Here is an 11,694-nt window from a genome sequence, read left to right as displayed (position 1 = left end):
CATGTCCACTTGGGTGTTTTGCGGGACGGTCAGATTGTAGATCCCTTCAGCCCCGAGGCGGGCGATACCTGCGGCGCGCCCCTCGATCAGAGCCTGTGGCAAACCGCCCTGCCCTATGACCCCGCAGGGCTCTTTACGGCGGGATTTTCCACCGCCGTGCCCGAGTTTGACGCAGTCCGCTCTGGTGCCGCCCGTGCCAGCACCGCGCAGCCGGGTCAGCCACTCGTCCTCTATGGGCATGTCTTTTACGCTCAACCGGGCGACCGCCTGACCCTGACGGCCCAAGGGCCGGGGGGCGAGGTTTTCAGCCACGAAATTTCGCTAGACGCGCCGCAAGCGCAGCTTTTTCGCGCCTTTGGCCGCAAGGCACCGGAGGGCGGGTGGCCATCAGGCGATTATCGCGGCTATGTGCGCCTGACGCGCGGCGAGACCATCCTTGCGGTGCGACACGCCGATATCACCGTCGCGCCCTGAACGCTGTTACCGCGTCGTCAACTTCAACTCGATCCGCCGGTTCTGTGCCCGTGCGGCGGGCGTATCCTCCGGATTGACCGGCTGAAACTCACCATAGCCATTGGCCGAGAGCCGCTCTGCCGGGAACCCAAGCACCCCGGTGAGATAGCGCACAACCGAGAGCGCGCGCGCCTGGCTCAGCGCCCAGTTGTCGGCAAACCGCGCGCCCTCGATGATCGGCACGTTATCCGTATGCCCATCGACCTGCAGCACCCAGTCGATCCCCTCGGGAATATCTCCGATCACATTGCGGAGGATGCCCGCGACCTTGGCAATCTCACCCTCGCCCGCCGGTGACAATTCCGCCTCGCCGGGGGCAAAGAGCACCTCGGACGAGAACACGAACCGGTCGCCAACGATCTGCACGCCCTGCTGCTGGCCCAACACATCACGCAGGCGGCCAAAGAATTCCGAGCGGTATTTTTCCAGATCCTCTTTCTCTGCCTCCAGCAATCGTGCGCGCTCTTCCTCTGCGATCCGCCGCCGCCGCTCTTCGGCGGCGACACGGGCAAGGGCGGTGTTGAGCTCATTGCCAAGCGATTGCAACTGCACCTCTGCCTCGGCCTCACGCGCCTTCGACTCGTCCAAGAGCGCCTGTAGGCCCGAAAGCTGCTGTCGGAGGGCGGCCACCTGCTGGTTGAGCAAGGCTTGCTGCTTTTGCGCCTCGGAGGCTTGCGCCGCCTCTTCTGCCAGCCGCGAACGCGCCTCGGACAAAAGCGCGGCGCGCTCTTCGGCCTCGGTCATTTCCAGTTCGGCGGCACGCTGCGCGGCAAGGGCCGCCACCAACTGATCCCGCACAGCCTGCGCCTCTTGCGCGCTTTGCGCTGCCACATCGCGCGTTTCGGCCAACTCGCCGCGCAACCGGGCAATATCCGCCTCTTGTGCGGCGGCACCCTGCTCGGCATCCAAGAGCGCCTGCGCCAATTGGCTGTTCAAATCCGCACGCGCCGTTTCAGCCGCCGCCAAGAGGGTCAGCGTTTCTTCCGCGCGCTTGCGCTGCTCTTCGAGCGCCAGGGTCATCGCAGTCAGCTCGGCATCCGCATCCGCCAGCCGTGCGCGCAGAGCCTCAGCGGCGGCAGCCTCGGTCAGGCGCGCCTGTTCCTCTGCGCTCAATTGCTGCGCAAGGGCCGCCTGGGCTTCGGCGGCCTCGGTATTGCGCTGCCGCAGATCCGCCGCGAGCGCCTCGAGCGCCTCACGCCGGGCGGCGGCCAGGCGCGCGGCTTCTGCCTGTGCGTCCACCTCATCCCGCAGTCCTGCAAGGGCAAGTTGCAACTGTTCCTGTTCACTGAGCAATTCGGCACGCGCCGTTTCGAGATCGGCGATGCGCCCCTGCGCGGTCTCGCGCTCGGCCAAGAGGCCTGCGACCTGCTCCTCGAAACTGGCAATCCGCCCCTGAGCAACCCGAAGCGCCTCGGCCTGCTCGGCCTCGCGGGTGCGGGCGTCATCCAGCGTTGCAGTCAGGGTGCCGACCCGATCCTCGAGCCCCGCGCTGCGGTCCTGTTCAAGCCCGAGCGCCAGGGACAGCGCCGCCACCTCCGCCGACAGCGCGTCAAGCTTGGTTGCCTGTCCGCTGATTTCCTCGCGCAGCACGAATTGCACCATCATGAAGATAGTGAGCACGAACATCAGCACCAGCAAGAGGCCGGTCATCGCATCGACAAAGCCCGGCCAGATCGAGGCCTGAAACCGCGCGCCGCTGCGCCGCGAGAGGGCCATGGTCAGCCCTCCTCGTCCTGATCCGCATCGGGGCGCGGCACCACTGGGCGCACGGCACGCGGGGCGGCGGCAGGGCGGACCTGTCCCAGAACCCGCGTGAGGGCCGCCAGATCGGTGCGCAACTCGGTCATGGTCTCTTGCCGACCGGCGCTGATTTCCTCGAGAATACGCAGCATCTGCACGTCGATCGAGCGCAGGCGCATCCGGCTTTCGGCATCAATCCCCTCGTGCGGCGTGGTTTCGCGGGCCTCCAGCGTGGCGATCAACCGCTCCTGCCCCTCGGCCAAACGCAAGAGCGCCAGTTGCACAGGGTTTTGATCGCTCATCCTGTGGGTCAGCCGCTCGATGGAATCCGCCAGAACCCCGAGTTTCTGATCGACCATCGCGCGGCTCATGTCCGATTGGCTGAGCATTGATTGGAGCGCGTCCATCTGCTCGGCCATATGATCGAGCAGGTGCGCCACGGCGCCGCTCTCGCCGCCGTCGCCACCCTCGCCATCGCCGCTGGCGAACCCGACCCGCGTGATCGTGGACATCCACTCTTCAAGCTCGCGGTAGAACCGGTTTTGCCCGTGGCCCGCAAACAGCTCGAGCAGGCCCACCACCAGCGATCCGGCAAGCCCCAGAAGCGACGAGGAAAACGCCACGCCCATGCCGCCCAACTGTGCCTCAAGCCCGGTCATCAGGCGGTTGAAAACGGCGATACTCTCTTCGCCCTCGCGTGGGGCAAGGCTCCGGATCGTATCAACGACTGCGGGCACCGTGGTGGCCAGACCGTAAAACGTGCCCAACAGCCCGAGAAAGATCAGCAGACTGACGATATAGCGGGTGATCTCGCGCGCCTCGTCGATGCGTTGCGCGACCGAGTCGAGGATCGAGCGCGCCGAGGTTGACGCAATCTGCATCCGCTTGCCGCGCGAGCGCAGCAAGGTCGCCAGCGGCGCCAGCATCGAGGGCGGTTGCGTCATCTCGTGGCCTGGCAGTTGTGCGGCAAACCCGTCGATCCAGCGGGCCGACCCGATCAATTGCAGCACCTGCCAGAAGGTTGCGATCACCCCGAGCACGAAGACAAAGAAAATGAACCCGTTGAGCCAGAGATTGGCCTCGAACACCGGCAGCACCCGAGGCAGCGCCACAAAGGCCCCGAGCGCGGTCAGCCCGATGACCACCAGCATCAAAAAGATCTGGCGGTAAGGATATGAAAACTGCGGCTCGACCTCACGGTCCGGCTGGTCCATCTGGACGCTCCCGACACTTGGATTTCTTGGGCCAACCCTACGCGGCTTGGACGCCCAAGCCAAGGATTTATCCACAGATATGGCGCACCCGCCGAACCAGCCAGTCAAGCTCTTTGTCGTGGATGCCCAACTGTTGCAGGTGGTCGGCGGTGTTGTAGAGATATTCGGTGTTTGGCCCACGCCCGCCGACGGCGCGGGCGATGATCGACGCCTGTTCCTCGAGATCGAGACCGCCGCAATATTGCACGTGATCAGGGTCGATCACATAGGTCACGGCCTCGACCCGGCGCCCATCAGCCAGATCAATCTCCAGCATCCGCTCCAGATAGGCCGAGGAAATCAGCTCGCGCTCGCGCAGATAGGCCAGCACCTCTTCGGCCTGCGCAGGGTCAGCCCGTAGTGCCACCCCCTGACAGAGTGCACCGGGGCTGGCATCAAGCGCCAGAACCAGACCGGGCACCTCATCCGTGCCGCGATGGTGGATACTGCGCATGCAAAAGCTGCGGTGATAGTCGGGGAGCCGGGCAATCACCCGCTCTACCGCGTCAAAGCCCGGATTCCACACCAGCGACCCGTAGCCGAATACCCACATTGCCTTTGCCCCTGTTCCTCACGCACCGCCCCCTATAAACAGCTCTCACGAGGCATGAAAGGGGCGCGCACCATGAGATTTCTGCTTGCCGCGATCTTGATCGTCGCATCGGGCTGGTCTGGTTACTGGTTCGTTGGGCAAAACGGGTTGAGCCGTGGGTTTGCGGCATGGTTCGAGGCGCGGCGCGCCGAAGGGTGGGTGGCCGAAACTTCGGACATCACGGTGCAGGGCTTTCCCAACCGATTTGATACCGGATTTTCCGATCTTGTGCTGGCCGATCCTGCGACAGGTCTCGCCTGGGAGGCAGAGTTCTTTCAGATCCTCGCCCTCAGCTATCAGCCCAACCATGTCATCGCGGTCTGGCCAGATCAGCAGTTGATTGCCACGCCGCAAGAGAAATTCCGCGTCGAGAGCCGCGACATGCGCGCCAGCCTGCGCATCACGCCCGATACGCGGCTGGCCCCGGAACGCGCCACACTGACGGCGGAATTCCTGCAAATCACGCCCGAGGCGCGGCCAGACGAGCCGACCGCCCTAACTAGTCTCACGCTGGCCGCGGAACGGCAGCAAGAGGCTGAGTATCGTCTGGGCCTCTCCGCAGAGGGGCTGACGCTCGCCGCCCCTTGGCAGGCGCGGCTTGATCCGCAAGGGCGCCTGCCCCGGCAAATTTCCGGGCTCCATGCCGATCTGACCGTGCGATTTGACCGGATCTGGGACCGAAGCGCCATCGAGGACGCGCGCCCACAACCAACAGAGATCAAGGTAAAGCTGGCGGATGCAAAGTGGGGGCAATTGCATCTTCAAGCCGCAGGCGCGGTCACGGTGACACCCGAAGGCTGGCCGGAGGGCGAAATCACGCTCAAGGCGCGCAATTGGCGCGACATGCTTCAAATCGCGGCAGAAACCGGTGCTGTGCCCGAAAGTATGCTGGGAACGCTGGAAAGCGGGCTTTCCCTCATGGCGCAGATGTCGGGCAATCCTGAAACTCTCGATGTGCCGCTGACGTTTCGCAACGGGCGCATCCTGCTGGGTCCGATCCCGATTGGCCCGGCACCGATACTGCGGCTGAGATAGGTTCAGGCCCCGTCGCGCAGCGCGACAAAGGCTGGCCATGCGTCAGGGTCGGCCACGGTCTTGTCGCGGCAGAACGGGTTGCAAAAGCCAAAAATCCGCCCCTCGCTTTCCATCAGGTCGGTCACGGGATCGCCGGAATAGGGACAGGCCGTATTTTCGGGCGTGCCCTCAGCCACTGCGCGCGCCGGGCGCGGCTCCGGGCCGGGCCAAGGTGCGGTGGCATAGGGCTTGGCATAGCGGGCAAGCGTCGCCCCGCGCACCAGCCCCATGGCGCGCCAACGACGGAACGCCGGATCGCCCAGATGGGCCGCGACATAGGCGCGCGCCGCCTCGGACACCGGCAGGCCATAGCCCGCAATCCGCGCGGCCACCGGGGCAAAAAACGCATCCGCAACGCTGTAATCCCCACAGAGCCATGGGCCATTGGGCGCGCAGGTGGCACGGGCGTGCTGCCACAGGGTCTCGATCCGGGCGAGATCATTCAGCACCGCCTGCGCGGGTGTGACACCCACATAGGCCGTGCGCAGGTTCATCGGGCAATCGCCGCGCAGGGCCCCAAAGCCTGCGTGCATTTCCGCCGCAAGCGTGCGCGCCGTGGCGCGGGCACGCGGATCAGTGGGCCATATGCCAGCCTCGGGATGGCGGCTGGCCAATTCCTCGGCCATGGCAAGGCTGTCAGAGACTGCGACCCCCTCGGGCGTGACCAGCACCGGCACGGTGCGCGCCGGGGCAAGATCGGCCAATTGCTGCGCCACGCTCGCCTCGGCGTCGAAATCGAGCAGGCGAACGCGATATGGCAAGCCAAAGCGCGCGAGCAAGAGCCATCCGCGCAGGGACCAGGACGAATAGGCGTAATCGCCAAGGATGAGATCATAGGTCATGGGGGAATGCTATCGCTGGCCCCGGCCCGCGCCTAGCGCAATTTTGTGCGCCCCTGCATCACGGATGGTGATTGATCGCCCGCGCCTGCCAACCTGCGCCGCTCCAGTGCAATTCCGTCACCGAGAGGTTGTCGATCCGATGCGCAAAGGCCTCATAGGCTGTAACCCCGAGGGCGGCCTGGACCTGTGTCAGGATCGCCCCCATATGTGTCACAGCCACGATATCGCGCCCCGGATGGGCGGCGCGCAGTCGCTCCGCAGCGCGCGAGACGCGGGCGGACACCTCGTGCCAGCTTTCACCGCCGGGGGCGCGGATATCGCCCGGCTGCTCCCAAAAGGCGCGCAAGAGGGGCTGATCGGGCACCGTATCAAAGGCCTGCAACTCCCATGTGCCAAAGTGGATTTCGCGCAGGTCGGGATCATCGGCAAGGCGGTCTCGCGCACCTGCGATGGCATCAGCCGTGGCACGCGCGCGGCTGAGGTCAGAGGAAATCACCAAGGCATCGCCGGGCAGATGCGATGCCACCCGCGCCAGCCGCGCCACATCGCTCAGGTCCGCCGGGATATCCGACCAGCCCACCATGGATTTGGCATGCGTAGGCCCATGGCGAACCCAGAAAAATCGGCTCACGGCAGCGTGCCCTTGAGCACCTGGGGCAGGCCCGCGATGACATGCACGACCAGATCCGAGCGTGCCGCCAGGGCCTGATTGATCCGGCCCTGCGCGTCCCGGAACCGGCGGGCGAGCGCGTTGTCGGGCACCACCGACAGCCCCACCTCGTTCGAGACCATCACCACCGGCGCGGCGCAGGTATCGAGCGCGGCCATCAACGCCGATTGCGCCCTGTCGAGATCATGGTCCCCTAACAGGTGATTGCTGAGCCACATTGTGATACAGTCGAGCAACACGACCTCATCCGACCCCGCCTGTTCCAGCGCCGGGGCAAGATCGAGCGGCGCCTCAACAGTGCGCCAGTCTGGGCCGCGCATCACGCGATGACGTTCCAGCTTGGCGCGCATCTCGTCGTCAAAGGCCTGCGCCGTCGCCAGATAGACCCGCGCACGCGCCGTGTCGGTGACAAGCGCCTCGGCGAACCCGGATTTGCCCGAGGCAGCGCCACCCAGAACAAGGCTCAGTCGTGGAAGGTTGGACACGCGCACTCCTTTTTTGATCCGGTCACGCCCGCGCTGCGTAGCACTTTGCGACAAGAGGAAAAAGGGCGCAACGAAGTCACGCCGCCGATAGGGGGAAATCCGATGCCACTCGACGCACCACAGCAAAGGTCCATGTCCCGCACCGCCATGAAGGCCGAGATGCTGGATGCCGAAACCGAACTGGCGCTCGCCTACGCGTGGCGCGATCAGCGCGACGAAGAGGCGCTGCATCGCCTGATCAACGCCTATATGCGGCTAGCGATTTCGATGGCATCGAAATTCCGCCGCTATGGCGCGCCGATGAACGACCTCATTCAAGAGGCGGGGCTTGGCCTTATGAAAGCGGCCGATAAATTCGATCCGGATCGCGGCGTGCGCTTTTCGACCTACGCCGTGTGGTGGATCAAGGCCAGCATCCAAGACTATGTGATGCGCAACTGGTCGATGGTGCGAACCGGCTCCACCTCGTCGCAAAAGTCCTTGTTTTTCAACATGCGCCGCGTTCAGGCACGGCTGGAGCGCGAGGCGCTTGCCAATGGCGAGCAGCTTGACGGCTATCAATTGCGCGAAATGATCGCCCATGAGGTGGGCGTTCCGTTGCGCGACGTCGAGATGATGGAGGGGCGTCTTTCGGGCTCTGATTTCTCGTTGAACGCCACGCAATCTTCTGAGGATGAAGGCCGCCAGTGGATCGACACGCTCGAGGATGATGGCGCGCGCGGCGACGAGATCGTGGAACGTGACCACGATATGCACGCTCTGCGCACATGGCTGGCAGAGGCGCTGTCCCGGCTCAATGATCGCGAGCGGTTCATCGTGCGCGAACGCAAGCTGCGGGATGATCCGCGCACCTTGGAGAGCCTTGGCGAGGAATTGAACCTGAGCAAGGAGCGGGTGCGCCAACTCGAAGCTGCGGCATTCCAGAAAATGCGCAAGCATCTTGAAAAGCACGGCGGCGAGGTGCAAAACCTGCTCGCATGATCATGCGCGCCCTTGCCCTCTGGATGAGCTTTGGCTTGACCTCACCTGCGCTCGCACAGGACGTGATGATTTTGGGCGAGGTGCATGACAATCCCGCGCATCATGCCGAACAGGCGGCGCGCGTGGCCCAAGCGCAGCCGAAGGCCGTCGTCTTTGAAATGCTGACCGCTGAGCAAGCCGCGCGCGCAACCCCGGATGTGCGCGGCGATAAGGATGCACTCGAGGCGGCGTTAGGCTGGGCCGAGAGTGGCTGGCCAGATTTTTCGATGTATTATCCGATCTTTGCAGCAGCGCCAGATGCCGCGATTTATGGCGCGCAGGTGCCCCGTGAGACCGCCCGTGCGGCGCTCTCCGATGGGCCTGCCGCCTCGTTCGGGGAAGAGGCTTCGCGCTACGGGCTTGACCGTGATCTGCCGCCCGAAGAGCAAACCGCCCGTGAAACCCTCCAGAAAGAGGCGCATTGCAACGCCCTACCCCCAGAAATGCTGCCCGGCATGGTCGCAATTCAACGCCTGCGTGACGCGGTCTTGGCCCGCGCAACAATAGAGGCGCTCGAGGCAACCGGCGGGCCGGTGGCGGTGATCACCGGCAATGGCCACGCCCGCCGCGATTGGGGCGTGCCCGCCTATCTGACCATGGTCGCGCCGGACCTCGACATTTGGGTTCTGGGCCAGACCGAGGACGCGCGCCCGCTTGATGGCGGGTTTGACGTCGTCACAAGCGCGCCTGCGGTCGCGCGCCCCGATCCCTGCGCGGCGTTCAAGTGATCTGGCGCACCCTTGCGCGGCCCCGGCCCCGGCCCTAGTGTCAGGGCGCAAGTCACAAGGAGCGGCCATGCTCAGCGCGAAACGCATTCTTCTGATCATCGGCGGCGGCATCGCAGCCTACAAGACGCTCGATCTCATCCGGCGTTTGCGCGAACGCGGGGCGTCGGTGACACCAGTGCTGACGCGGGCCGGGGCGGAATTTGTCACCCCGCTCTCGGTCTCGGCCTTGGCTGGGCACAAGGTGTTCTCGGACCTTTTCGACCTCACCGACGAGGCGGAGATGGGCCATATCCAACTCAGCCGCTCTGCCGATCTGATCGTGGTGGCCCCAGCGACCGCTGATCTCATGGCCAAGATGGCGACAGGCCGGGCGGATGACCTTGCATCCACAGTTCTCTTGGCCACCGATACGCCTGTGCTGATCGCACCTGCGATGAATGTGCGGATGTGGCAGCATCCTGCCACGCAGCGCAATATCGCCACGCTCAAGGGGGATGGCATCACCTTTGTCGGCCCAAATGCGGGCGATATGGCCTGCGGTGAGCATGGTCCGGGCCGCATGGCCGAGGTGCCGGAAATCCTGAGCGCCATCGAAGCCGCGCTTGGCGATGGCCCCCTGCGTGGACGCCGCGTGCTCGTGACCTCTGGACCCACCCATGAACCCATCGACCCGGTGCGCTATATCGCCAACCGCTCGTCAGGGGCACAGGGCACGGCGATTGCCCGCGCGCTTGCAGCCCTCGGGGCGCATGTGATCTTTGTCACCGGCCCCGCCACTGTGCCTCCACCCGACGGGGTGACGGTGATCCGCGTCGAGACCGCCCATGAAATGCTGGAGGCGGTCGAAAGCGCCTTGCCGGTCGATGCGGCAATCTGCGCCGCCGCCGTGGCGGATTGGCGGGTGGCCAGTGCGAGCGACCGCAAGATCAAGAAAACCAAAGGCGGTCTGCCGGTTTTGGAGTTTGCCGAAAACCCCGACATTCTGGCTACGCTCAGCCAGAGGACAACCGGCAGACCAAGACTGGTCGTGGGCTTTGCCGCCGAAACCGATGACGTGATCGCGAACGCCACCTCCAAGCGCACGCGCAAAGGTTGTGACTGGATCGTTGCCAATGATGTGCGCCCGGCCACCGGGATCATGGGCGGCACTGAGAATGCGGTGACGCTGATCACCGCAGACGGGGCCGAAGACTGGCCGCGCACGGGCAAGGATCAGGTGGCCGCGCAACTGGCGGCCCGGATCGCCACGGCGTTGAGCTGAAATCATGCGTATTTTCAACAGGATCAAGAGGGGCGCATGCTAACCGTCGCGTTTCAATGGGAGGAAGGGGCGGACCGCGCCCTTGGTCTGCCGGCCTATGAAACCGCAGGCGCGGCAGGGGCCGATCTGCGCGCGAATTTCCCGGATCGCGGGATGGTCACGTTGGCACCGGGTGCGCGGGTGCTGGTGCCTACGGGGCTTCGGTTGGCGGTGCCGGTGGGATATGAGGTGCAGTTGCGCCCGCGCTCTGGCCTTGCCCTGAAACACGGGATCACGCTCCCCAATAGCCCCGGCACCATCGACAGCGATTATCGCGGGCCCTTGGGCGTGATCCTGATGAACGCCGGGCAGGAAGCCTTTGAAATCACGCATGGAATGCGGATCGCTCAGATGGTGGTGGCGCCAGTTGCGCAGGCCCAGTTCGCTCTGGTCGAGACACTGGACGAGACCGCGCGCGGGGCGGGCGGCTTCGGCTCGACGGGGATCGGCTGATGCTGCTGGTAGGGGTCATGGCGGCGGTGCTCTGGGGCATTGGCGCGGCCTTGGGCACGCCCCGGCGGCTGCGGTGGGGGATGATTGCGGGCCTTTGGGCGGCGGTGGTGCTGACACATCTGGTGCTGCCGCAGGGCCATCCGCTCCGCATGGCCACGGGCGAGAGCCCCGCGCTCTGGCTGATGGTCGGCGGCGCGGCGGTGATCGTGCTGATCTACCGCGCCGGATTGCGCCGCCTGCGGGCGCGCTCGGTGCGGGCCGAAACACCAACTGACACGTACAAGCCCTTGTTTTCAGAGACAGAACTCGGGCGTTACGCGCGCCATATCGTGCTCCGGGAAATCGGCGGGCCGGGGCAAAAGGCGCTCAAACAAGCCCGTGTGTTGGTCATTGGCGCGGGCGGTCTTGGCTCTCCGGCGCTGCTCTATCTGGCGGCGGCGGGGGTGGGCACCATCGGGGTGATCGACGATGACATGGTGGATAATTCCAATCTGCAACGGCAGGTGATCCACCGCGATGCCGACATCGGCCTGCCCAAGGTGCAATCGGCAAAGGCGGCGATGCAGGCGCAGAATCCGCATGTGATCGTGCGCCCCTATCAGCGCCGCCTGACGCCCGAAATCGCAAGCGACCTTTTTACCGACTATGACCTGATCCTTGACGGCACCGACAATTTCGACACGCGGTATTTGGCCAATGCGACCGCTGCGGCGCAAGGCAAGCCTCTGATTTCAGGCGCTTTATCGCAATGGGAGGGGCAGGTGAGCGTGTTTGATCCGGCTCATGGCGCTCCCTGCTATCAATGCGTATTCCCGCAGGCCCCGGCGCCCGGTCTGGCGCCCTCTTGCTCCGAGGCGGGCGTTTTGGGCCCCCTACCCGGCGTGGTCGGTGCGATGATGGCGGCGGAGGCCGTGAAACTCATCACCGGCGCGGGACAGCCCCTGCGCGGCGAGATGCTGATCTATGACGCGCTCTATGGCGAAAGCCGCAAGATCGGGCTGAGCCCCCGCGCAGATTGCCCTAT

12 protein-coding genes and 1 pseudogene are annotated in these 11,694 nt (G+C 65.0%); 7 read left to right on the top strand and 6 right to left on the bottom strand.

Annotated elements, in window-relative coordinates; translation table 11 throughout:
• A pseudogene (locus tag KBT70_RS16790) lies at positions 1–474 on the top strand (M23 family peptidase); the annotation flags it as partial.
• A 6-nt stretch (positions 475–480) separates the two neighbouring features.
• Here KBT70_RS16790 and KBT70_RS16785 read toward each other — a convergent pair.
• The 3 genes from KBT70_RS16785 to KBT70_RS16775 form a co-directional block, all read right to left on the bottom strand.
• The gene (locus tag KBT70_RS16785) at positions 481–2,229 is read right to left on the bottom strand and encodes a peptidoglycan -binding protein (protein ID WP_296636766.1); all 1,749 of its coding nucleotides are present in this window, start codon (positions 2,227–2,229) and stop codon (positions 481–483) included.
• 2 nt (positions 2,230–2,231) lie between these two features.
• Positions 2,232–3,467 (bottom strand): biopolymer transporter ExbB, encoded by a 1,236-nt coding sequence (locus tag KBT70_RS16780; RefSeq protein WP_296636761.1) that lies wholly within the window; start codon positions 3,465–3,467, stop codon positions 2,232–2,234.
• Between the two features lie 67 nt (positions 3,468–3,534).
• The gene (locus KBT70_RS16775) at positions 3,535–4,059 is read right to left on the bottom strand and encodes a gamma-glutamylcyclotransferase (RefSeq protein WP_296636757.1); all 525 of its coding nucleotides are present in this window, start codon (positions 4,057–4,059) and stop codon (positions 3,535–3,537) included.
• A 72-nt stretch (positions 4,060–4,131) separates the two neighbouring features.
• On the opposite strand from KBT70_RS16775, the gene KBT70_RS16770 reads away from it, so the two are divergent.
• Positions 4,132–5,133 carry a DUF2125 domain-containing protein gene (locus tag KBT70_RS16770; RefSeq protein ID WP_296636753.1) on the top strand — a complete coding sequence of 334 codons (1,002 nt, stop codon included), beginning with the start codon at positions 4,132–4,134 and terminating at the stop codon, positions 5,131–5,133.
• A 2-nt stretch (positions 5,134–5,135) separates the two neighbouring features.
• Here KBT70_RS16770 and KBT70_RS16765 read toward each other — a convergent pair whose 3' ends face one another.
• From KBT70_RS16765 to cobU, 3 genes are read right to left on the bottom strand one after another with little or no spacing between them, the layout of a single operon-like run.
• Positions 5,136–6,014 (bottom strand): glutathione S-transferase, encoded by an 879-nt coding sequence (locus tag KBT70_RS16765; protein ID WP_296636750.1) that lies wholly within the window; start codon positions 6,012–6,014, stop codon positions 5,136–5,138.
• 58 nt (positions 6,015–6,072) lie between these two features.
• A complete protein-coding gene (locus KBT70_RS16760; protein WP_296636748.1) occupies positions 6,073–6,645 on the bottom strand; it encodes a histidine phosphatase family protein in 573 nt (190 codons plus the stop codon).
• A complete protein-coding gene (gene cobU / locus KBT70_RS16755; RefSeq protein WP_296636744.1) occupies positions 6,642–7,175 on the bottom strand; it encodes a bifunctional adenosylcobinamide kinase/adenosylcobinamide-phosphate guanylyltransferase in 534 nt (177 codons plus the stop codon). Before cobU ends, KBT70_RS16760 begins: the two co-directional genes overlap by 4 nt.
• Positions 7,176–7,316: 141 nt before the next feature.
• Here cobU and KBT70_RS16750 point away from each other — a divergent pair, with 141 nt between their 5' ends.
• From KBT70_RS16750 to KBT70_RS16730, 5 genes are all read left to right on the top strand, one after another.
• Entirely contained in the window at positions 7,317–8,150 is an 834-nt protein-coding gene (locus KBT70_RS16750) for an RNA polymerase factor sigma-32 (protein ID WP_296636771.1), read from the top strand.
• Positions 8,147–8,917, top strand: coding sequence for a ChaN family lipoprotein (locus tag KBT70_RS16745; protein ID WP_296636739.1), 771 nt, complete (start codon positions 8,147–8,149; stop codon positions 8,915–8,917). Before KBT70_RS16750 ends, KBT70_RS16745 begins: the two co-directional genes overlap by 4 nt.
• A gap of 67 nt (positions 8,918–8,984) precedes the next feature.
• Positions 8,985–10,178, top strand: a complete 1,194-nt coding sequence (gene coaBC / locus KBT70_RS16740) for a bifunctional phosphopantothenoylcysteine decarboxylase/phosphopantothenate--cysteine ligase CoaBC (protein WP_296636736.1) — start codon at positions 8,985–8,987, stop codon at positions 10,176–10,178.
• Positions 10,179–10,214: 36 nt separating this feature from the next.
• Complete coding sequence (gene dut, locus KBT70_RS16735) at positions 10,215–10,670, top strand: dUTP diphosphatase (protein ID WP_296636732.1); 456 nt, start codon at positions 10,215–10,217, stop codon at positions 10,668–10,670.
• On the top strand, positions 10,670–11,694 hold a 1,025-nt coding region (locus tag KBT70_RS16730), incomplete at its 3' end, for a HesA/MoeB/ThiF family protein (RefSeq protein ID WP_296636728.1). The genes dut and KBT70_RS16730, both read left to right, overlap by 1 nt.

Origin of the sequence: Roseovarius sp., assembly GCF_018066915.1 — a bacterium.
GTDB lineage: Bacteria > Pseudomonadota > Alphaproteobacteria > Rhodobacterales > Rhodobacteraceae > Roseovarius.
This window is presented reverse-complemented; position numbering and strand designations above follow the sequence as displayed.